We start from the raw sequence: 21241 nt of genomic DNA on the forward strand, positions 1-21241 counted from the left end.
AAGCGAACATGAATATCCACAAATGTCTCCTTGGTTAACATAAAGTTCCCGCACAAATGTACGGATAATACCAAGTGGATCAGTTTTCGATGATCGTTAGTGGATCAGTTTTGCATGATCGGTGACAGCACTGAGTCAAGTTGGCGCGTCGCCTTTTATGAAGATGCTCACAGTAATTCGTCATTGCTTGCTTTCGCCCCACAGCGCCATGGAAGACCTTCGTAAATTGCGTAGTGAGCTTGAGCCAATTGTCTGGCTCTATTTGCAACCGTGTCAGCAATGGCTGGCTATCGCTGATATAACCCCGCTTATCTGCTCGCATGCATCGGCCTGTTAATTCAACTAGCTGTATGTAATAGGTCAGCTCAAACGGCAACCCTTTAAGCATGTGCTTTCTTGGGTTACCTGCAAAGTCAATTTTTTAAGTGACACCCACCGGTAAATCCACAGACCAATTGTGGGCAGGTTCAGTAAAGAAATGCAAGACTATCAAATGCTGCGCTTTCTATAAGCTCTGAGTAGTGAAAGTCGTAAGTTTAAGCACGAAATCCTGAAGAATAATCAGATTCGGACAATACAAATTCGCATCCAAGCCTCAACTTAGATAAATCGAAATGGTACTTACGGGAAGGTGTTAACCCAGCAACCGTTCGCACTGAGTCAAGTTCGCGCGTCGCCTTTTATGAAGATGCTCACAGTAATCCGTCATTGCTTGCTTTCGCCCTACCGCGCCATGAAAGACCTTCGTAAATTGCGCAGTAAGCTTGAGCCAGTTGTCTGGCTCTATTTGCAATCGTGTCAGCAATGGCTGGCTATCGCTGATATAACCCCGCTTATCTGCACGCATACATCGACCTGTTAATTCAACTAGCTGTATGTAATAGCTCAGCTCAAACGGCAACCCTTTAGGCATGTGCTTTCGTGGATTGCCCGCAAAACGCAGTAGGCTTTTGGGTTGCTTGCCTTGTTGTGCATGCTCAATACGCTTTTTAATGCTGGTGTAATCTGACGTTTCCGGTGTATCTGCCATTTTGGCTCTGACTGGGTTCAGATCAACATAAGCCAGGCACGCTGCCAATGCCGCTTCATCCAACAAAGCCTGTGACTTGAATCGCCCTTCCCAAAACCGGCCTGTGCAACCATCTTCTTTATTGGCCCTGCGGGCAATGTCTTCATTGAGCACCCGCATAAACCAGCTGATACTCGATAGCCGGAGCCTGAATTTAGCAACATCAGCTGCCAGCATACTATACTCGGATGCGCTCAGCTCTTCACCACTAATGAACTTGTGCGTCAACCAGTTGCCTTTAAACAGTTTATGCCAGCGAAGCACTATTGCTCGGTCTGATATCCTTTGTGCTTTTTTATCATCCACATACAACACAACGTGCGTATGATTGCTCATAACAGCATAGCCACACACATCAATGCAAAATACCTTCGCAAGGGTCAGCAATTTTTCCTCAACCCAGTCTCGCCGATGTTCATAAGACTTGCCCGTGACGCGGTCTTTACCGCACAGAAATGCCCGGCGAACACACCGGGATATACAGTGGTAGTACTTAGTGTCTGATAAGCTGACCTGCTTCTTCCTTGCAGTTGGCATACTTTGTCATCCTCAATCCATTGAGTATTGTCTAAAGGTAGACGATGTACATTCCGCACGCCAGTTTCGGGTGGGTGTCTCTGTTTGTCTCTTCAACACACCGGGATATGCAGTGGTAATACTTAGTATCTGATAAGCAGACCTGCTTCTTCCTTGCAGTTGGCATAATTTGTCATTCTCAATCCATTGAGCATTACCTAAAGGTAGACGACGTACATTCCGCACGCCAATTTTAGGTGGGTGTCTCTGTTTGCCATACTCAGTTTGGCGCATTGACGCCGATTTAGGAGCGTCCATCTCAATCACCCACCAGTAAATTCACAGACCAATTGTGGGCAGGTTCAATAAAGAAATGCAAGACTATCAAATGCTGCGCTTCAATCTAGAACATAGGTACATTCCGCACGCCAAAAATCCCGCACCGCAATGGCTTGTTAGGTACAACCTTATCCGTCAATGTCAAATTATAAGTGACACCCACCATTAAATTCACGGACCCATTGTGGGCAGGTTCAATAAAGAAATGCAAGACTATCAAATGCTGCGCTTTCTATAAGCTCCGATTCGTGAAAGTCGTAAGTTTAAGCACGAAATCCTGAAGAATAATCAGATTCGGACAATACGAGAACGTACCCAAACCTGAGCTTGGATAAATCGAGATGGTACAATTTAAGGAAAGGTGTTAACCCAGTTAACGCTCGCACTGAGCCAAGTTGGCGCGTCGCCTTTTGTGAAGATTCTCACAGTAATCTGTCATCGCTTGCTTGCGCCCTACCGCGCCATGAAAGACCTTCGTAAATTGCGTAGTGAGCTTGAGCCAGTTGTCTGGCTCTATTTTCAATCGTGTCAGCAGTGGCTGACTATCGCTGATACAACCCCGCTTATCTGCACGCATGCATCGACCTGTTAATTCAACCAGCTGTATGTAATAGGTCAGCTCAAAGGGCAGTCCTTTGGGCATGTGTTTTCTTGGGTTACCTGCAAAGCGCAGTAAGCTCTTAGGTTGCTTTCCTTGCCGTGCATAATCAATACGCTTTTTAATGCTGGTGTAATCTGACGTTTCCGGTGTATCTGCCATTTTGGCTCTGACTGGGTTCAGGTCAACATACGCCAGGCACGCTGCCAGTGCTGCTTCATCCAGTAAGGCCTGTGACTTAAATCGCCCTTCCCAAAACCGGCCTGTACAACCATCTTCTTTATTGGCTTTACGGGCAATGTCTTCATTCAACACCCGCATGAACCAGCTGATGCTCGCAAGGCGTATTCTGAACTCTCTGATGTCTCCATCAAGCATATTGCGCTCTGACTCGCTCAGCGCATCACCATTGATAAATTTGTGCGTCAACCAGTTACCCTTAAACAACTTATGCCAGCGAAGTACGATTGCTTTATCTGTTAACCTTTGTGCTTTCTTATCATCTACATACAGCACAATATGCGTGTGATTGCTCATCACCGCGTAGCCACACACATCAATGCAAAACACCTTCGCAAGGGTCAGCAATTTTTCCTCGACCCAATCTCGACGATGTTCAAAAGACTTGCCCGTTACGCGGTCTACGCCGCACAGAAATGCCCGGCGAACACACCGGGATATGCAGTGGTAATACTTAGTATCTGATAAGCTGACCTGCTTATTCCTTGCAGTTGGCATACTTTGTCATCCTCAATCCATTGAGTATTGTCTAAAGGTAGACGACGTACATTCCGCACGTCAATTTCGGGTGGGTGTCTCTGTTTGTCATCTGGTGTCTCTGTTTGTCATTGTTAGGCATGTAGCTAGCTCATGCTGATAAATCACAAGCCGAAGAACATACGGCGAGCATCATCTTTGTGAAGGTCGTGCTTTGCTATGTGGTAGTTTTTAGCCTCCACGCTTTCTGAAAACAACTTAAATGGAAGTTCATCAAAGCATATCTCAGCTACCACCCCACTAAAGTCTTTGTCATAGCAGTCTTGCAGGACTTTCAAATTAGTAGACGGAAAACTATCTTTAAATTCTTTATTAAACTCTGGGTAGAAATAGCGTATTAAAGAAGCCTCATATAACGTTATTCGTTCTTGTTCAGTAGTATTAAACAACTTATCAAGACCAGCCTTAATTCTTGAAGGCCCTTCTTCTGTGTTTTTAGCAAAAGGGTTCATCATGGTGATTAGTTGATTATTGGGTTGTATTGCCAATAACAGCAACGACAAGCGGTAGCCAGCCGGAATACCTTTTAGAGATATCTTTTGTAGCGTTTCATGCTTAAGAAGCCGATCAATTGCATTTCTTGAACCATCTTTACCATACGCTTGACCGATGTATTTAACCTCAAAATTGACTCGGTTTGTTTGGGCTGATAGTTGTGCTTGAATATAGTTATCATCTGGCCAAGATCGCTGTCCATTAGGACCTTCAACGTAGATCAGCTCCCCATCTGATTTCAGGTTAAAACCTTCGGGCAATTCCAAATGGAGATTACATTCTTGCCCACTAATTTTGTAACTTAGAATCAATACATTTTTTTCTTGTTTAGCATCAACGAAGTCAATTACTGGGGTGAGACCAATAAGATAAATATGGCAAGTTTCTATGACTTCCATTAGGGGGTTGAGTGTTTCCTTATCGTAAATTCCCTCAGCAGGAATTGTGCAATAACTTAAGGCATACATTCCCAATGAATGCTCGATATCATAAAGCTTATCCGCCATTAACTTCTGTAAGTCAGGTTTTTTGACCATTGCAGTCCTTCGTAGATATTTCTCTCGATTTTGTACTTTAGCAATTTTCTTTCTTATCCGTTTTCGTTCTTTCTCGGCTAATCGTGTATGCCTACTCATAGCTCACCATTGCCTAACAACTTATTCGCCCCACGTTGATAGTTCAAAACACACCAAAGCGGCTCATGTCACATACCTTCATAATTCCACTAATAATTGCTAATGTAAACAAAAAGATAGCATAGCATTAAATTACACTTTATCACCTTACCCCAAACGGTGAGTAATAATGTTATAGGACAAAATCAAGCACTTTGTACAAAAATAGCATAACTTTGTCCGTTCTTCGCTCAAAGCCGAACTTAACGCATTAACGTCAGCTCGTTATGGAGCACAAACGACTAATAACCAAACCCCGCTTTTAACACAAAAAACTGCCAGATTAAGCTATATCAGCCAAACCTGACAGTTCAAATTAAAACTTATTCAAATTAAGCAACAGTTTGCGACTTCTTAATAATGGAAAACAGCTGGTCTTTTAGGTGAAGACGCTGCTTTTTGAGTGTTTCCAGATAAGCGTCAGAGGTGTTTTCTGCGCCGGTTTCTATGCGATGTACCTCGTGATCGCACTCATGGTATTCTTTAAACAAACGAGCAAAGTGTGCGTCGTTCATTTTCAGGTGGTGGATCTCTTCTTTGTATTCAGGAAACTCGTGGTGCAGATCATGTTTTTCAATTGTCATAATACGGTCCTTTCTATTTTGCGCATTTAATACAAGTCGTTGTGTAAGGCAGAGCGTTTAAACGCTCCGGGTTGATTTGTTCTTCACAATGCTGACACAAGCCATAAGCCCCCTGCTCTATACGCAGTATCGCCTGATTAACCATTACCAGCTCTTGCTTCGCTTCCTGGTGAATTTCGTCCAGTACATCGTCGTTTTCACGCTCTGTATTTTGCTCTGCGAAGTTGGCCGACCGGCCCTTTCTGAAATCGGCTTCAATGGCGGCTATCCGTTGACTCAGTTCGTTTTGTTTGGTTTTGAGAAAACTATTTAGTTGGTCAGCAGTCATGATGTTCTCCTTTGTTAAACTCATCATAACGCGCTACTTTTAAGGCTCTTTGATCTGGCACAAGGTTAAGGAGTGGGCAATAAAAAACCCGACACTGGGTCGGGTTTTTGGTGCTATAGGTTAGACAAATCTAGACATATTCAACTTCGATGATGTCGTATTCAACGCTACCGTTAGGAGTTTGAATGCTCACTGAATCATCCAGTTCTTTTCCAATCAGACCACGTGCAATTGGCGAGTTAACTGAGATCAGATTGTTTTTAATATCTGCCTCATCATCACCTACGATTTTGTAGGTCACTTCCTCGTCCGTATCAACATTGACTATGGTCACCGTGCTGCCAAAGATCACTTTGCCATTGTTTGCCATTTTAGTGACGTCAATGACCTGTGATGTTGACAGCTTGGCTTCAATTTCCTGGATGCGGCCTTCACAGAATCCCTGCTGCTCACGTGCAGCATGGTACTCGGCGTTTTCTTTCAGATCGCCGTGTTCACGGGCTTCCGCGATATCGGCAACGATCTTTGGACGGACGACTTTCTTTAAGTGGTTCAGTTCTTCACGAAGCATTTCTTCGCCTCGTACTGTCATCGGAATTGATTGCATAGTATCTCACTCATTGCCAGAGCTTACGCTCTGGCCTTGTTCTTCTTAGTTCAAACGCTGGTGTAGCTCCTGAACAGAGTTTACAGAACTTCTGTCATCAGCCTCATTAGCTGTACAGTTTGCAAACGCTGCATTGAGCGTAGTGGTGTAGTTAGTCTTATGCTGAAGTGCACCACGACGTAACACCTTCGAATCTTCGATAGCCTGACGGCCTTCTGTGGTATTAACAATGTAGCTGTACTCACCATTCTTGATGCGGTCAAGAATGTGCGGACGACCTTCGAATACCTTGTTTACGCGACGTACTTCGATGCCGGCGTCTTCCAGAGCTTGTGCTGTACCTTTGGTTGCATCCAGCTCAAAGCCAATGGCTTTCATGGTCTTAGCCAACTCAACAACACGTGCCTTGTCACCATTGCGAACAGATAGTAGCGCGCGACCACCACGTGGTAAAGCGTTTGATGCACCTAATTGCGCTTTTGCGAAGGCTTCGGCGAAGTTTTCACCAACACCCATCACTTCACCCGTAGAACGCATCTCTGGGCCACGCATTGGGTCAACACCCTGGAACTTAGCAAATGGCAGTACTACTTCTTTTACGCTGTAGTAAGGTGGGATAACTTCTTTCGTCACGCCCTGGCTTTCCAAAGACTGGCCAACCATACAACGTGCTGCCACTTTTGCCAGCGCAACACCGGTTGCTTTAGAAACAAACGGCACGGTACGCGCAGCACGCGGGTTCACTTCAATCAGGTAAACCTGACCGTCTTTGACTGCGAACTGAGTATTCATCAGACCAACCACGCCCAGCTCAAGTGCCATGTCACGCACTTGCTTGCGCATTACGTCCTGGATTTCCTGAGACAAAGAGTGTGCTGGCAATGAACAAGCTGAGTCACCAGAGTGAACACCGGCTTGTTCAATGTGTTCCATGATACCGCCAATGATGACGTTCTCACCGTCACAGATCGCATCAACGTCTACTTCAATGGCGTCATCCAGGAAACGGTCCAGCAGTACTGGTGCTTCGTTGGACACAGATACCGCTTCGGTCATATAGCGACGCAGGTCATCTTCGTCATACACGATTTCCATCGCACGACCACCCAGCACATAAGAAGGACGTACAACCAGTGGGAAGCCGATTTCCTGAGATTTCGCAATCGCTTCTTCCAGTGACGTGACCGTTGCGTTTTCAGGCTGAAGCAGATCAAGACGCTCAACCAGCTGTTGGAAACGCTCACGGTCTTCCGCGCGATCGATTGCGTCAGGAGAAGTACCAATTACAGGCACGCCATTTGCTTCAAGGTCACGGGCCAGTTTCAGTGGTGTTTGACCACCGTACTGAACAATCACACCTTTAGGCTTTTCAACGCGAACGATTTCAAGCACATCTTCCAATGTGATTGGCTCGAAGAACAGACGATCTGACGTATCGTAGTCAGTTGAAACCGTTTCAGGGTTACAGTTAACCATGATGGTCTCGTAGCCATCTTCACGCATTGCCAGCGCAGCGTGTACACAGCAGTAATCGAACTCGATGCCCTGACCGATACGGTTAGGACCACCACCAATTACCATGATTTTATCTTTGTCAGATGGTGCCGCTTCACACTCTTCATCGTAAGATGAGTACATGTAAGCCGTGTCTGAGCTGAATTCTGCTGCACAAGTATCAACGCGCTTATAAACCGGCAGGATATCCAGCTGGTGACGCTTCTTGCGAATTTCTTTTTCAGACACACCGGCAATCTCTGCGATGCGCGGATCTGAGAAACCTTTACGCTTCAGGCGACGCAGGAAGTCTTTGTTCAGACCGGCCATGCCCACTTCAGCGATGGTTGCTTCGTCTTTCAGAATGTCTTCAATCTGAACCAGGTACCAGCGGTCAACTTTGGTCAGCTCGAACACTTCTTCTACGCTCATACCGTGACGCATTGCATCGGCGATGTACCAGATACGCTCTGCGCCTGGCTCACGTAGTTCACGAATAATGGTTTCTTTCGCTTTCGGGTCGTCCAGTGCAACAATTGGGTTAAGACCTGTTGCGCCCACTTCCAGACCACGAAGTGCTTTTTGTAGTGATTCTTGCTGGTTACGACCAATGGCCATCACCTCTCCCACTGACTTCATCTGTGTAGTCAGACGGTCGTTAGCGCCGGCGAACTTCTCGAAGTTAAAGCGTGGGATCTTAGTTACAACGTAATCGATTGACGGTTCGAATGACGCAGGGGTTGCACCGCCTGTGATGTCATTTTGTAGCTCGTCCAGGGTGTAACCCACTGCCAGCTTAGCTGCAATCTTAGCGATCGGGAAACCGGTTGCTTTAGACGCCAGTGCTGATGAACGCGATACACGCGGGTTCATTTCAATGATAACCATACGGCCATCGTCCGGGTTAACACCGAACTGAACGTTTGAACCACCCGTTTCTACGCCGATCTCTCGCAGAACCGCCATCGAGGCGTTACGCATGATCTGATATTCTTTGTCAGTCAGCGTTTGTGCGGGTGCAACTGTGATTGAGTCACCAGTATGAACACCCATAGGGTCGAAGTTCTCGATAGAACACACAATGATGCAGTTGTCGTTTTTGTCACGCACAACTTCCATTTCGTATTCTTTCCAGCCCAGCAAGCTCTCGTCGATCAACAGCTCGTTGGTCGGAGACAAATCAAGACCACGGGTACAGATTTCGTCAAACTCTTCCATGTTGTAAGCAACACCACCACCGGTACCACCCATGGTGAAAGAAGGACGAATGATACACGGGAAACCAATGCGCGACAGTACGTCGTGCGCTTCATCCATTGAGTGTGCAATCTCGGCACGAGGACACTCAAGGCCAATGTTCTTCATCGCAACGTCGAAGCGCTCGCGGTTCTCAGCTTTGTCGATGGCATCCGCAGTTGCACCGATCAGCTCAACACCGTGCTTAGCCAGTACACCATGCTTGTCCAGATCAAGCGCACAGTTCAGCGCAGTCTGGCCACCCATAGTCGGTAGTACCGCATCTGGCTTTTCTTTTTCAATGATTTTCTCAACCACTTCCCAGTGAATTGGCTCGATGTAAGTCGCATCTGCCATTTCCGGGTCAGTCATGATGGTTGCCGGGTTTGAGTTAACCAGAATAACCCGGTAGCCCTCTTCTCTCAGCGCTTTACACGCCTGAGCACCAGAGTAGTCAAACTCACAGGCTTGGCCGATGACGATTGGGCCTGCGCCCAGGATCAGTATGCTGTTTAAGTCGGTACGTTTTGGCATTGTTACTCCGGTTCTAATTAGGCTTTACGTGCTTGCATTAATTCAATGAAGTGGTCGAACAGCGGCGCTGCATCGTGCGGACCCGGGCTCGCTTCAGGGTGACCCTGGAAGCTGAAAGCCGGCTTGTCAGTACGATGAATGCCCTGCAAGGTACCGTCGAACAACGATTTATGCGTTGCACGCAGGTTATCTGGCAAAGTGGCCTCGTCCGCTGCGAAACCATGGTTCTGTGCAGTGATCATTACCACGTCACGCTCCAGGTCTTTCACCGGGTGGTTACCGCCATGGTGACCGAATTTCATTTTCACCGTTTGTGCACCTGATGCCAGCGCCAGTAACTGATGGCCCAAACAAATGCCAAAGATAGGCGTATCAGTTTCTAAGAAGGCTTTAATCGCATCGATTGCATAAGTACATGGCTCAGGGTCACCAGGGCCATTTGACAGGAAAATACCGTCTGGATTCATCGCCAGCACTTCTGCAGCGGAGGTTTCTGCAGGTACTACTGTCAGTTTACAGCCACGGTCAACCAACATACGAAGAATGTTCTTTTTCACACCAAAATCATACGCTACAACATGAAATTTTTCTTCCTCAGAACTCAGAGTCTGGAAGCCCTGACCTAAAGTCCAGCTACCTTCACGCCACTCATAAGTCTGTTCTGTTGTAACGACTTTCGCTAAATCCATCCCTTTAAGGCCTGGGAACGCTTTTGCCGCTTCCAGTGCCTGCTGCTCATCAATCTCATCGCCCGCGATGATGCAGCCATTTTGAGCGCCCTTATCACGCAGGATACGCGTCAGCTTACGCGTATCTATATCGGCAATCCCAAGGATATTGCGTGCTTTTAAGTAGTCACTTAACGATTGCTCGTTACGGAAATTACTTGCAAGCAATGGCAAATCCCGAATTACCAGACCCTTAGCCCAGATTTTATCTGCTTCTTCATCCTCACTATTAGTACCGGTATTCCCGATGTGCGGATAAGTCAGCGTCACAATCTGTTCTGCATAAGAAGGATCCGTCAAAATTTCTTGATATCCCGTCATAGACGTATTGAATACTACCTCACCAACGGACAGGCCGTCAGCGCCGATGGCAGTACCGCGAAACACAGTGCCGTCTTCAAGGACTAAGAGAGCGGATTTAGTCAAGTTAACCTCCTAGATAGTAAAAAACGGGAGCAAGCCAGCGCTTATCTTCCCGTCTACAAAGCGCTTGGTAACACGCAGTTATTAAAATTTTGGCAAATTCGTTATAGTCTACAGCACATTCTTAGATTCGTCTAATAATTCACGTAAAAAATAAAAAAATAAGGTTTTTAGCGACTTTTTATAACGAACACGCTAAAATAGTAAGCTTACTTCTTCAATCCAAGCACATCTTGCATGGAATAAAGTCCGTTTGGCTTATCTTTTAACCACTGTGCAGCCCTTACAGCACCTGATGCGAAGGTTAATCTTGATGTTGCTTTGTGTGTTAATTCCAGCCTTTCTCCCATGGTAGCAAAATAAGCTGTGTGTTCACCAACTATATCGCCAGCTCTGACCACTGAATAGCCAATTTCTTGTTGACTTTTCGCCTCATGTACCTGAGTTCGGTCATAGCGTGCAACCTGCTCATGATCCCAGCCTTTTGCCTCTGCAATGGCTTCACCAATCGCCAGTGCGGTGCCCGACGGCGCGTCTACTTTGTTACGGTGGTGGGCTTCAAAAATTTCAATGTCCATTTCATCTGCAAGCTTTGTCGCGGCGGTCTGTACCAGGTCCAGCATCAGGGTTACACCCACGCTAAAATTACGTGCAAAGACGATCGGAATAGACTGTGAGGCGGATTCCAGTTCCTGCATTTGCTTCGGGCTCAGGCCGGTTGTGCCAATCACCATTGGTATGTTATTCGCGACAGCTTGTTGCAGGTGGCCGAGCATGCCTTCTGGTAGTGTAAAGTCGATCAGTACATCCAGCTCATCGCCCAGTTGTTGCTCAGCGCTAAAAGTTGACCCGGCCGGCGCTTGCGGCTGTAAATTAGCAATGGGCTGAGCCAGATGTGGCGATGATGCTCTGACAAACGCGCCACCTAACTGGCAATGTTGAGACTGTTGGACTGCTTCAATCAGCGCCAGACCCATGCGGCCATTGGCGCCAAAAATACCGATTTTCGTCATATTGCGGTTTTCCTTTGTATAAGATTTTCCACCCTGTTCAGTGGTACGGAAACGTATTTTCCCGATTTTCAGCGCAAGAGAGATAAGCCCAGTCACCCAGCTTTTTAGTTGGATGATTAATTTTGTGGCCTAGAGTTTACCCGATCTCTGTGTCATAGTCAGTTGACAATAATACTAATCTATCCCGTCATGGACCGCTGTGAAGCAGGCCTGATTAATACTTCGAGTAAGACTGGCTTTACCAAAAAGGCGTTTCATCCGCTGTAAATCATGTCGATGTGCTCAGCGCACACTCCGTTACCGGGAAGATAAACATAATAACGAAACACCATGGACTTTGGACGTCTAACCATATAAACTTCCGCCCTCGCCGATTTCAATTATTGCGGGCGACGTAGTTTAAATGCAGCTAATAATGGATCCGTTGGCTGTGGTTAGTTTTTGGGGAGTGCTATGCAGCCAAACTTAAATCACACACAAGCAAAGCTTTCTTTGCTACCTCTTTTAACCTTTGTTGGCCTATTCCTGGGCGCGGGTCTGTACCTGCAATCACAGGGGGTCGATTATGCTTTCTATCAGTTACCTGCACCGGTAGCCATTTTGCCAGCCATAGTGCTCGCGTTTTGGATCAACAAAGGCACCATCAACCAGAGCGTTGAAACCTTTATCAAAGGTGCCGGGCACAGCAATATCATCACCATGTGTTTAATCTACTTGCTTGCCGGCGCCTTTTCGTCGGTGGCCAGTGCCACAGGAGGCGTTGACGCAGTGGTCAATGCCGGCTTATCGCTGATCCCACCCAGTCTGCTATTACCCGGGCTGTTTTTAATTGCGGCCGTGGTTTCAACCGCCATGGGGACGTCCATGGGTACCATAGGTGCCATCGGCCCCATTGCTTACGCTGTCTCCGTCAAAACCGGGATCGATCCGGCTCTGATGGCCGGTACCATAGTCTCAGGCGCGATGTTTGGAGATAACTTATCGATTATTTCTGACACCACCATAGCGGCAACCCGTACTCAGGGCTGTGAAATGAAAGACAAATTCAGGGAAAACCTGAAAATTGCTCTGCCTGCAGCTGCACTCACCGTCGCCTTATTAGTGTTCCTGACACCTGAGCCACAAGCTGTTGAAACCAAGCCTTTTGACTGGCTGCTGGTGCTGCCTTATGCGTTTATTTTGGTACTTGCTGTAGTGGGCATTAACGTTTTTGTGGTGCTCTTTAGTGGCATTATTTTCGCCGCCCTGATGGGATTCACCGGTGATTACCAGGGCGCTGCCTTTGTCAAAGACGTGTATAAAGGCTTCAGTGACATGCAAGAGATTTTCCTGCTCTCCATGTTCATTGGCGGTTTGTCTGAATTTATTCGCGTTAATGGTGGACTGGATTACCTGGCACATAAAATCCAGGCAATCACTGCGCTCATCGCCAAATGGCACAGAAAAGTGGCAGACCAACTGGGCATTGCAGCGCTCGTCCTGACCAGCAACCTGTGTATTGCGAACAACACTGTCAGTATCATTGTTGCAGGGCCCGTTGCTAAAAAGCTGGCCGATGATGGAAAGATATCAGGCAAACGTTCAGCCAGCCTGCTGGATATTTTTGCCTGTGTGATGCAGGGCTCCCTCCCTTATGGCGCACAAGCGCTGTTACTGGGCGCAACCTTTAAGATCAGCCCGTGGGAAGTGTCTACCTCGTCTTTTTACTGCTTTATTCTGGCATTTACAGCGGTCGCTGTGATTTGTATTCGTCGTCATAAAGACTGATACTTCAATGGCATCCAAGCGGATGCCATTCATTCCCCCGCATTAATAAATTATTAGTTTTTTATTCCTTTTCTGTAGTATTTTGCGTATATAATTCAGCTGTTTATAACCCCACAAACATGAGAAACAATGAAAACACCTATTTTTACTGCGCTCACACTGGGATTTACGCTCACAGCAACCTCGGTCACTGCCGCGGACTGGAGTAACACGCAATTACACATTAACCATGGCGAGTTCAAAAACCCGTTTAGTCAGCAAAAAGCAAATCAGACAATCTACTCCCTGCAACATGCCTCGGGCTACCGCTACGGCGATAACTTTTTCTTCATCGATTACAGTACAGATGACCTGGATGATGGTCATCAGGATGGCGACTTTTACGGCGAATGGTATTCGACTTTTAGCCTGGGGAAACTGGCGGGCCTGAAGTTTAATGACTCACCATTACAAGACGTTGGCATTGTGATGGGCTTTAACGCCGCCGGTGATGCCAAAGTCATGAAATACCTGCCAGGCGTAAAGCTGTCCTGGAACCTCGAAGGGTTTAATTTCTTCGCAACCACTTTAACTGCCTACATCGATGACAGCCGCGGCGTTAAAGCCGGTGGCGCACCGAAAGAAACCAACAGTTACATACTGGATGTGGCCTGGAGCTATCCATTCTCTTTAGGCGACCACAAGTTTGAATTCACCGGTCACGTTGAATACCTCACAGGTCGTGATAATGAAGTCGGTGGCGACGTGAACAACTGGCTACTGGCACAGCCTATTTTACGCTGGGATCTGGGTCACGCGCTGGAGATGCCTGAAAACCAGCTCATGCTCGGTCTCGAATGGCAATACTGGCAAAATAAACTGGGCACTGACACCGACGAATCTGTCCCCCAGATCCACCTTGCCTGGACGTTTTAAGCCACACAGTTTGACCGGGTCCTCTGTTCAGGCCCGGCTGATACCAATTTCACTTAATACCTAGTCTATTTGAAGGAGCAAATAGGGCGCTAACAGCGTTAAAAATTTCTCATTTAGAAAAACTAAATAGCAAAATTTCTGCCTTGTTATCGACCCTATTTTCTCGCCTCAAAATAGATCACTTAATTAAGTAAATTGGTATTGCTCACTTCACTTTTTAAATACGCCTTCTGAGTATTCCTGAATAAAAAACGGACAAAGATCATTGTCACAGAACATACCATACTGTATGGTATGTTCATTCATTACAAGAAGGAGTTGTTTTATGTTCAGTCATATCATTAGCTTGACCCCTGAGCCCGATCGTCTTCAGGCGAAAGCAGGCCCACACCATTTTCGTGATGCATTGCAAATTGCGCTCGACACCCCCTCCCTGACTCCCAGTCAGCTGCAATACCGGATCTTTAATACAATGCCCGGCTGGGTCACACAGCTGATGCGACTCAGAAACAAGCTGGTCGCAGTATTTGGCTTTTCCACAGGACAAGAGACCATGACCCCCGCCAGTGATGAACTTGCAGTAGGCGATCAGGCAGGTTTTCTGAACGTGTGTGAGAAATACCCGGAGGAGATCATCAGTTACTCGGAAGATCGCCACATGGTCTTTTATCTCAGTGTAAAAAAACAGCAAAGCTCCGTGATTGTATCCACTTTGGTCAACCCAAAGACCCTAGCGGGGCGCATATACCTCAATGCCATCTTACCCTTTCATTATGTCGTTGCTCGCAGTGTTATCCAGAGTGCCAAGAAGGCGGGCAGATTATGAGCGATGCAAAACAAGGCTGGCTGGCATTTGCCTTAAAAACGCTGATCAGCAGTGGCCCTGATGCCCTGACAATAGACCGACTATGCGCCCGTAAAAAAGTGACTAAAGGCTCTTTTTATCATCATTTTAAAAATCGCCAGGCATTCATAGACGCACTCATGACATACTGGTATGAACAGGCTACAACACGTCTGATCGCCATTGCCGATACGCAGCCCTGCCCACTGACCAGACTGGAACGTCTTGATGAGGCCATCGCAGCCACAGACATTGAAGCCGAATTGCATATTCGCGCCTGGGCACTGAAAGATGCCAGCATCCAGCACCATTTGTGTACCATAGACGAACAGCGCCAGCACTACCTTAAAACCTGCTATCTCGAGCTAGGCCTGGACCAAACGCGCGCAGAACACCTGGCAACAACCAGCTATGCCAGCTTTCTCGGGCTCCAGCAGCTCTATCCTCGCCTGTCCGTTCAGGACTGTCTGGCACTGAGCTCACAACAGGCAAAAACGCAACTGAAGGAACTATTATGAAACCCTCCTATTTCATGAGTTATGGCCTGATTGCCATCGGCCTGCTACATAACCTGGTAGGTTTATTGATGGGCTGGGAGGTGCTTACTGCAATGCATCAGGATGGCTGGTTCGCAAGCACCATAAAACAAGACATGATGTTATTTGACCGCGAAGCCATCGTTTGGTTTTTAGTCTGCGGGTCCTTGTTCATTCTGTTAGGGTGTGTCCTGAAACACATGCAGAAACACGATGTGCCTTTGCCTGGGCTGCTTTGCCCGGCTTTATTCACCCTCGGCCTGATAATCGTGATCATTATGCCGCTCTCGGGTGGTTACCTGCTCATTCTCCTGGCGTTAGTGCCATCAATAACACGGCTAAGGTACCGCAAGTCATCGCATTTATAGTTACTTTTTTCCTAAAGGTGTCACTATCCCTGCCGATACAGAGTAAGATAAAAGTATTATTCAGTGTGTATTTCGCGCATGAATGACCCAAGGAACGTGTAATGACATTTATCATCCACCAGGCCACCACGGATATTTCCGCATTTCAAACTAAGCCACCAGCGCCTGCTAAAGAGCCAGACGCTGAAAAGACCAGCGAGGAGCAGGTAACTTCCGCTGCTACTGACACAGCAGAAGAAGCTCAGGGTATCACCTTGTCCAATGAAGACAAGCATGTGTTATCCGGGGAAAAAGCCAAAGAAGATGCTGAAAAATACGAAGATGTGCCGGCATACATTCAACGTATGCTCGAGCGCCTGGAGGAGATTAAAGAAGAAATAACGTTACTTAAAGAGGAGCTGATGGAGTTGCAAGCTGAGCGTACGCCCGATGAAGCAACACAGCAGCTCACAGAAATGAAAAGCCAGTATCTGATGCAGTTGCAGGAGCAATATTTCGACATCATCAAAAACATTCAGGAGGCGCTGAAAAAAGAAGGGATCACAGACCCCGGGATCATTATTCGCGCCATAACCTGAAGTTTGCTGCCTGATTCAACGTATCCAGGCAGATAACCCTATACCAAATATGCCTAACAAACTGACATAACATACGCCGAAAGAAACACTGCGCATCAGTTTGTTACCGAGGTAGTAACAAGCCATATGGCCAACTCTGGAGGCCAAATACACCACAGCCAGTCCATTTAACCAACTGGGGTTAGCACCTGATAGCATCGCAAACATGACCACTAATATCAGGATCCCCACAGTTTCATTACTGTTGGCGAACACACGATTGCAGCGAAACAAAAAGTCATCCGGATCCTGCGCCACCGCCACACCCGGCGGGTGCTTTTGTTTAATTGCGATAATATCTACGACCGCCAATTGAACTAAAAACAAAGCGCCTGATAACCCAAGCACTAAAATACTCAACTGGTATGGAGCCAAAAGGTCTGTCATGCTGATTTCCTTTCCGTATATAATTTAGGTGCAAACACAGTGACCTATTTTATCCGTGTGTGTCAATCGCTGTGTGCTTAAATCTGCCACAAAATAAGGTGACATTGCCTGACCTTGTCGCAACCCGGACTAAGTCATTTCTGCCGGAAAAATCATTTCAAACAGACAACCCTTATCAGGGCCCGAGATACACTTAATTTCTCCGTTCAATACAAAAGTGACCAAATTAAACACCATATAAAGACCCAGCCCTACATTACCCTGGTGCCGGGCGGTGGTGTGAAATGGTTCGAAAATGTGTGCCAGTGTATCGTCTGAGATGCCTTTCCCTGCATCTTTAAAACTCAGTTTAATCTGCGCTTCATCATATATTAATGTGATCCAAACGTCCCCATAAGATGAATCAAACCCATGCTGTATCGCATTCATAAGTAAGTCTTCTAACACCCGCTCCAGCGCCTGTTTATTAAAGCGCACAGTAACAGACGCGGGACAGTCAACATTGAGGCTTACTGATTTGCTAACATGGCACGCAGCAAAGGCATCAAGGAATGCCTTTAACTCAACACGGTCATGATTGCTGGTGTATTCGTGGGCAGATGCCTGCTTAAATCGCTTCACTAATTGTGCCGCCCGCGCCGTGTTACTCTCTATAAGCTGTGCACTAGACTCGGACACGTCAACAAACGCCTGTGTGTCACTTAAGGTCAGTTTACTTTGCGCCAGTTTGTCCTTAAATCCAGACAGCGCCTGGGTCAGCACAGAGCAGGCTGTGACCGTGGTGCCCAAAGGCGTATTGAGCTCATGAGAAACACCACTGACCAAACGCCCCAGCGAGGCCATTTTTTGTGCCTCTACTAGCGTCGACTGAGTCCTGGTCAGCGTTTCCAGTGTGTTGGCTAGCTCATCCCGGGATTGTTTTAAGCGTTCGGTTCGCTCCTCGACACGCTCTTCAAGGGATCTATTAAGTTCAGCCAGAGCAAGCTCCGTGCGCTTAAGTGCTGAGATATCCTTGATTGTACCGCACGCTCTGACGGCCGCTCCACTCTCATGTCGGGTTGTCACTTTTCCCCGATCTAATACCCAAAGCCAGTCCCCCTGAGTGGTTTTTACGCGATAGCTCACTTCATAGAATTCTGTTTCTCCATCCAGGTGCTTATTAAACGCTTGCTCTAATTTAGGATAGTCTTCAGGGTGCACGGATGCTTTTATGACACTCAGATCTGAGCCAATCTCGGCAGCAGGTAGTTGCAAATTACTCTGTTGGTTATCTCTAGTAATCATGCCTGCTGCCAAATCCCAGTCCCACAGCTCATCGCCACTCCCCCATAAAGCCAGGCTGAGCCGCTCTTTAGCACCACTCACCAGCTTTAAAGCCCGCTGCTCGATTTTTAGCTGTTTATTCTTGCTGTACCAGAAATATAAGAAAAACACTGTGCCAAATACCAGCACCAAGGCAATAAGAACGACCCCCTTTTGAAATGCCTGCTTTTCTATCTGTAAGTCTTTAATGCGATTTTCTTGCACCAGTTCAGCAATTTCACGTTCCTTTTCTTCCACATCGAACTCAACACTTAATGCGCTGAGCCGATACTGGTTATTCCTGTTTTCCCATTCGCTTTGATAAGATAAATAGGCGTTCAGATAGTGAACAGCCTGTTCAGGTTGCCCGGCCTGCTCGTAAACTTGAGCAAGTTCACGCTGATATTGCATCACAAGGGCATCTCTTTGATGTTCAGTGGCAATCTCTATGGCTCTGAGATACTCATCGATTGCTTGCAGGGTAGCCCCCCGCTGCAACGACAATTGTGCGAACGCCTGATAAATCTCAGCAATGCGATCTTCCCAAGGGGAGCCCAAATACAATGGCAAACTTTTATTAAGATACGCTTCAGCTTTTTTCAGCTCACCTGTAGCTATGTACAAACGCCCCAGGTCCAGATAGGTCGAAATGTTTGTGTCAAAACGATTGATCGCTTGTTTCAGATTCAAGGCTTCCATCAGACTGGTTTCGGCGCTGCTATAGTCCCCCACTAACCGATACACAGAGCCCAGGCGGTTATAGGTGTGGATCATGCCCATTTTATAGTCCAGCACTTTTCTGTAGTCTAGGGATTTAAGGTACGTCTCAATGGCACTGTTGTAGTCCCCAATCTCTTCAAGGTAGGTACCCATATTGCTGTAATAAATTCCCAGCTTTCTGTCATCTTTGAGCTGTAATGCTATCTGGATAGCCTTGTTCTGATGAAACAGCACCTTCTCGTAAAGGTTCATCCTTCTGTAAAGAGAAGCCAGACTCTGATGTATGGAAGATGCCCGGTAGTTATCCTGTAATTTACGATACAAATTCAGGCTACGAAGAAAGTCAGCTAAGGCGTCATCAAAACGCATTATTCGAATATTAAGTACACCAGACAACTGGCGGGCTCGAGCAAGATACCTGTCGTGACCTATTTTCGTTGCTAATTGCATAGCAGTAACAAGATCTGCTTCAGCAATAACAACATTCTGCTGTCGTGTAGCAATATCAGCAGAGACCAGTTTAGCCAATATCTGATTAGCCTCGATCCGGCTTTGTACAGCCAGTATATTCGCGCGCTCAGCCAACTTTTTGGCCTGGCTGAGTTCACGCTTCGAAATGTGGGCACGGGCCAGGTGGCTCAGTAATCGGGCACTCTGATCATCATTGGGATTATCTGCCAGCAATGCCAGTGCTGTCTGGCCGTAAGCGAGTGACTGAGCAGTATGAAAATGAAAGTGTTGTGCAACATAGTCTATAATTGCTTCGACTTTTTCATCGCCTTCTGCGCTTGCTATCTTTTCTGCCAAGACCTCAGCCGATAAAGACGCTTGAGCGACAGACGCCACACTGAATGTCAGGCATAAAAAAAAGCACACCAGATATTTTAAATCAGCGGTGTTTTCAGACATATAATCACCTGTTTCCCCTTGCTTCAGACGTTAAGAAAGCTCATTTTTGTTATTGAATATATCAGTATAATTCAACGGTATTGTTTTGCCGTCCGGTCACTCCTTATAGCTCCAGGTAACCTATGACAGTCACTTTCAACTTGATAACCATTTTGTGCTAGACATCAATCACCTTATGCGGCCCAGAACATCAAGAAAAAGCACCGAAACTGAGCTATAACTTATACCAGCAAGTAAACACGTTTATCTGGCAAAGTTGTGTGGAATAATGCGAATTTAACAACCTTTTTGTTTTGCTTTTTTGTGAGTGCTCCGAACTTTGCAATGTGTACCTTAATGCGCATGGGAGGTAGTCCGGACGCCCCGCCAATTAGTTACGCTATCCATGAAGACAAGTTGCGTGGCATTGGATTTGACTTTGTTCGACAAATTTTACCTGCACACACGCAAGTTGAAATCACTAAACCCATGCCCTGGCTGAGGGCGATACAATGGGCCAAAGACGGCCACATTGATATGCTGGTTGGGCTGCAAAGTACTGACTATCCGCGTGAGTGGTTTACCTACCTGGAGCCTGCCTTAACCACCTCGGCGCACAGTGTGTTCTGTCGACGTGAGGAAATATCACTTACTAGCATGACAGAGCTTATCCCCCTCAGAGGCGCTACCTTGCGCGGTGAAAAATCAGCGACTCAAAGTCACACAGGCTTTGATCTGACTCAGCTTACCCTAACTACCGCTGACAGCGTTGAAAAAGCATTGAAAATGTTATCAATGAAGCGTATCGACTATTTTGTTGCACCTCAGTGGCAGGCCATCAGCAGCTGGCTGAACCTCTATAACGCCCAGGCTTTACCACTCGCAATGCTACCAGAGCCAGTGTATATCAACCCTGTTTATTTGGTGCTGTCTAACCAAAGCGCTTGCCTGCCCTATAAATCAGAGCTGGAAGCCGCAATTGTAAGAGCGCAAAAAGAAGGCCTGATGGAAGCTTTGCTGGAACAAAGCTTCCTGTACTCAAACGTGGTTGATCAGTTTCATGACCTGTTACGTTAAAAAGAGGCGATGACCCTGACACTGTCGTTTGCACTGCCACTGCTAACATAACCGATAATACTGGCGTCTGAGCTTACCATTTCCAATACTTCCTGATCATTGGCCAGTTTTTTTGGCGGTTGTCCTTTACCGGTAAACAGGAGCTTAGACCAGTAAGCTTTTAACTGGCTGGCGCTGCGACCGATCACTTTGCTGTAGAACTCTTCACTGGCAGCGCTTGTATCAGACTGACTGACAGGCACCGCTTTACCAGCACCGTTGAAGGTTTTTAACTTGCCTAAGAATATCTGCTCTATCTGGTTTTTGTCTAACGTAGCCGTATTTGAGGGGTGAACAACAACATCAACAGCCCAACAGGAAGAAGAGAGGCTGATCAAGCCCATAAATATAATCGCTTTCATTGTT

Annotated in this window: 19 protein-coding genes and 1 pseudogene; 7 read left to right on the forward strand and 13 right to left on the reverse strand. The window is 46.8% G+C overall.

The features are described from left to right. Window positions 1–79 precede the first annotated feature (79 nt). The 10 genes and pseudogenes from IY568_RS24860 to dapB all read right to left on the reverse strand — a co-directional run. Window positions 80–412 (reverse strand): annotated as a pseudogene (locus IY568_RS24860) (hypothetical protein); the annotation flags it as partial. A gap of 222 nt (window positions 413–634) precedes the next feature. Beyond that, window positions 635–1606, reverse strand: a complete 972-nt coding sequence (locus tag IY568_RS17520; protein ID WP_194868262.1) for a transposase — start codon at window positions 1604–1606, stop codon at window positions 635–637. 691 nt (window positions 1607–2297) lie between these two features. Then, window positions 2298–3260 carry a transposase gene (locus tag IY568_RS17525; RefSeq protein ID WP_194868263.1) on the reverse strand — a complete coding sequence of 321 codons (963 nt, stop codon included), beginning with the start codon at window positions 3258–3260 and terminating at the stop codon, window positions 2298–2300. Window positions 3261–3403: 143 nt separating this feature from the next. Further along, window positions 3404–4330 carry a hypothetical protein gene (locus IY568_RS17530; RefSeq protein ID WP_194868264.1) on the reverse strand — a complete coding sequence of 309 codons (927 nt, stop codon included), beginning with the start codon at window positions 4328–4330 and terminating at the stop codon, window positions 3404–3406. A 470-nt stretch (window positions 4331–4800) separates the two neighbouring features. After that, window positions 4801–5052, reverse strand: coding sequence for a YdcH family protein (locus tag IY568_RS17535; protein ID WP_125559346.1), 252 nt, complete (start codon window positions 5050–5052; stop codon window positions 4801–4803). A gap of 13 nt (window positions 5053–5065) precedes the next feature. Beyond that, window positions 5066–5380: a TraR/DksA family transcriptional regulator gene (locus IY568_RS17540; RefSeq protein ID WP_049863424.1), complete on the reverse strand. Its 315-nt coding sequence runs from the start codon at window positions 5378–5380 to the stop codon at window positions 5066–5068. A 130-nt stretch (window positions 5381–5510) separates the two neighbouring features. After that, window positions 5511–5987 carry a transcription elongation factor GreA gene (gene greA / locus IY568_RS17545; RefSeq protein WP_010386114.1) on the reverse strand — a complete coding sequence of 159 codons (477 nt, stop codon included), beginning with the start codon at window positions 5985–5987 and terminating at the stop codon, window positions 5511–5513. 45 nt (window positions 5988–6032) lie between these two features. Then, window positions 6033–9251 (reverse strand): carbamoyl-phosphate synthase large subunit, encoded by a 3219-nt coding sequence (carB, locus tag IY568_RS17550; protein ID WP_010386113.1) that lies wholly within the window; start codon window positions 9249–9251, stop codon window positions 6033–6035. A gap of 17 nt (window positions 9252–9268) precedes the next feature. Beyond that, window positions 9269–10405 (reverse strand): glutamine-hydrolyzing carbamoyl-phosphate synthase small subunit, encoded by a 1137-nt coding sequence (gene carA / locus IY568_RS17555; RefSeq protein ID WP_010386112.1) that lies wholly within the window; start codon window positions 10403–10405, stop codon window positions 9269–9271. A 206-nt stretch (window positions 10406–10611) separates the two neighbouring features. Beyond that, the gene (gene dapB / locus IY568_RS17560) at window positions 10612–11415 is read right to left on the reverse strand and encodes a 4-hydroxy-tetrahydrodipicolinate reductase (protein ID WP_194868265.1); all 804 of its coding nucleotides are present in this window, start codon (window positions 11413–11415) and stop codon (window positions 10612–10614) included. Between the two features lie 453 nt (window positions 11416–11868). Here dapB and IY568_RS17565 point away from each other — a divergent pair, with 453 nt between their 5' ends. The 6 genes from IY568_RS17565 (at window position 11869) to IY568_RS17590 (ending at window position 16423) form a co-directional block, all read left to right on the forward strand. Further along, window positions 11869–13182 (forward strand): Na+/H+ antiporter NhaC family protein, encoded by a 1314-nt coding sequence (locus IY568_RS17565; RefSeq protein ID WP_194868266.1) that lies wholly within the window; start codon window positions 11869–11871, stop codon window positions 13180–13182. A 129-nt stretch (window positions 13183–13311) separates the two neighbouring features. Further along, window positions 13312–14097, forward strand: coding sequence for a nucleoside-binding protein (locus IY568_RS17570; protein WP_194868267.1), 786 nt, complete (start codon window positions 13312–13314; stop codon window positions 14095–14097). 325 nt (window positions 14098–14422) lie between these two features. Further along, a complete protein-coding gene (locus IY568_RS17575; protein WP_194868268.1) occupies window positions 14423–14923 on the forward strand; it encodes a DUF2867 domain-containing protein in 501 nt (166 codons plus the stop codon). Next, window positions 14920–15459: a TetR/AcrR family transcriptional regulator gene (locus IY568_RS17580; protein WP_194868269.1), complete on the forward strand. Its 540-nt coding sequence runs from the start codon at window positions 14920–14922 to the stop codon at window positions 15457–15459. Before IY568_RS17575 ends, IY568_RS17580 begins: the two co-directional genes overlap by 4 nt. Further along, entirely contained in the window at window positions 15456–15845 is a 390-nt protein-coding gene (locus IY568_RS17585) for a DUF6463 family protein (protein ID WP_194868270.1), read from the forward strand. Before IY568_RS17580 ends, IY568_RS17585 begins: the two co-directional genes overlap by 4 nt. A gap of 101 nt (window positions 15846–15946) precedes the next feature. Further along, a complete protein-coding gene (locus IY568_RS17590) occupies window positions 15947–16423 on the forward strand; it encodes a hypothetical protein (RefSeq protein ID WP_194868271.1) in 477 nt (158 codons plus the stop codon). A 15-nt stretch (window positions 16424–16438) separates the two neighbouring features. Here IY568_RS17590 and IY568_RS17595 read toward each other — a convergent pair whose 3' ends face one another. Together IY568_RS17595 and IY568_RS17600 are read right to left on the reverse strand one after the other, a co-directional pair. After that, a complete protein-coding gene (locus IY568_RS17595) occupies window positions 16439–16849 on the reverse strand; it encodes an MAPEG family protein (protein WP_194868272.1) in 411 nt (136 codons plus the stop codon). Window positions 16850–16978: 129 nt separating this feature from the next. After that, the gene (locus tag IY568_RS17600) at window positions 16979–19780 is read right to left on the reverse strand and encodes a tetratricopeptide repeat protein (protein WP_194868273.1); all 2802 of its coding nucleotides are present in this window, start codon (window positions 19778–19780) and stop codon (window positions 16979–16981) included. 336 nt (window positions 19781–20116) lie between these two features. Between IY568_RS17600 and IY568_RS17605 the strand changes: the two genes are divergently transcribed. After that, window positions 20117–20836: a substrate-binding periplasmic protein gene (locus IY568_RS17605; RefSeq protein ID WP_194868274.1), complete on the forward strand. Its 720-nt coding sequence runs from the start codon at window positions 20117–20119 to the stop codon at window positions 20834–20836. Here IY568_RS17605 and IY568_RS17610 read toward each other — a convergent pair. Continuing rightward, a complete protein-coding gene (locus IY568_RS17610) occupies window positions 20833–21237 on the reverse strand; it encodes a phosphate ABC transporter substrate-binding protein (RefSeq protein WP_194868275.1) in 405 nt (134 codons plus the stop codon). The genes IY568_RS17605 and IY568_RS17610 overlap by 4 nt on opposite strands. Between the last annotated feature and the right edge of the window lie 4 nt (window positions 21238–21241).

It is taken from the genome of Pseudoalteromonas sp. PPB1 (assembly GCF_015356275.1).
Classification (GTDB): Bacteria; Pseudomonadota; Gammaproteobacteria; order Enterobacterales; family Alteromonadaceae; genus Pseudoalteromonas; species Pseudoalteromonas rubra_D.

What these genes read in the sequence shown, in the direction of transcription:
- IY568_RS17520 (WP_194868262.1), bottom strand. Translation starts at nt 1,606, where the DNA reads ATGCCAACTGCAAGGAAGAAGCAGGTCAGCTTATCAGACACTAAGTAC.
- IY568_RS17525 (WP_194868263.1), bottom strand. Translation starts at nt 3,260, where the DNA reads ATGCCAACTGCAAGGAATAAGCAGGTCAGCTTATCAGATACTAAGTAT.
- IY568_RS17530 (WP_194868264.1), bottom strand. Translation starts at nt 4,330, where the DNA reads ATGGTCAAAAAACCTGACTTACAGAAGTTAATGGCGGATAAGCTTTAT.
- IY568_RS17535 (WP_125559346.1), bottom strand. Translation starts at nt 5,052, where the DNA reads ATGACAATTGAAAAACATGATCTGCACCACGAGTTTCCTGAATACAAA.
- IY568_RS17540 (WP_049863424.1), bottom strand. Translation starts at nt 5,380, where the DNA reads ATGACTGCTGACCAACTAAATAGTTTTCTCAAAACCAAACAAAACGAA.
- greA (WP_010386114.1), bottom strand. Translation starts at nt 5,987, where the DNA reads ATGCAATCAATTCCGATGACAGTACGAGGCGAAGAAATGCTTCGTGAA.
- carB (WP_010386113.1), bottom strand. Translation starts at nt 9,251, where the DNA reads ATGCCAAAACGTACCGACTTAAACAGCATACTGATCCTGGGCGCAGGC.
- dapB (WP_194868265.1), bottom strand. Translation starts at nt 11,415, where the DNA reads ATGACGAAAATCGGTATTTTTGGCGCCAATGGCCGCATGGGTCTGGCG.
- IY568_RS17565 (WP_194868266.1), top strand. Translation starts at nt 11,869, where the DNA reads ATGCAGCCAAACTTAAATCACACACAAGCAAAGCTTTCTTTGCTACCT.
- IY568_RS17570 (WP_194868267.1), top strand. Translation starts at nt 13,312, where the DNA reads ATGAAAACACCTATTTTTACTGCGCTCACACTGGGATTTACGCTCACA.
- IY568_RS17575 (WP_194868268.1), top strand. Translation starts at nt 14,423, where the DNA reads ATGTTCAGTCATATCATTAGCTTGACCCCTGAGCCCGATCGTCTTCAG.
- IY568_RS17580 (WP_194868269.1), top strand. Translation starts at nt 14,920, where the DNA reads ATGAGCGATGCAAAACAAGGCTGGCTGGCATTTGCCTTAAAAACGCTG.
- IY568_RS17585 (WP_194868270.1), top strand. Translation starts at nt 15,456, where the DNA reads ATGAAACCCTCCTATTTCATGAGTTATGGCCTGATTGCCATCGGCCTG.
- IY568_RS17590 (WP_194868271.1), top strand. Translation starts at nt 15,947, where the DNA reads ATGACATTTATCATCCACCAGGCCACCACGGATATTTCCGCATTTCAA.
- IY568_RS17595 (WP_194868272.1), bottom strand. Translation starts at nt 16,849, where the DNA reads ATGACAGACCTTTTGGCTCCATACCAGTTGAGTATTTTAGTGCTTGGG.
- IY568_RS17600 (WP_194868273.1), bottom strand. Translation starts at nt 19,780, where the DNA reads ATGTCTGAAAACACCGCTGATTTAAAATATCTGGTGTGCTTTTTTTTA.
- IY568_RS17605 (WP_194868274.1), top strand. Translation starts at nt 20,117, where the DNA reads ATGCGCATGGGAGGTAGTCCGGACGCCCCGCCAATTAGTTACGCTATC.
- IY568_RS17610 (WP_194868275.1), bottom strand. Translation starts at nt 21,237, where the DNA reads ATGAAAGCGATTATATTTATGGGCTTGATCAGCCTCTCTTCTTCCTGT.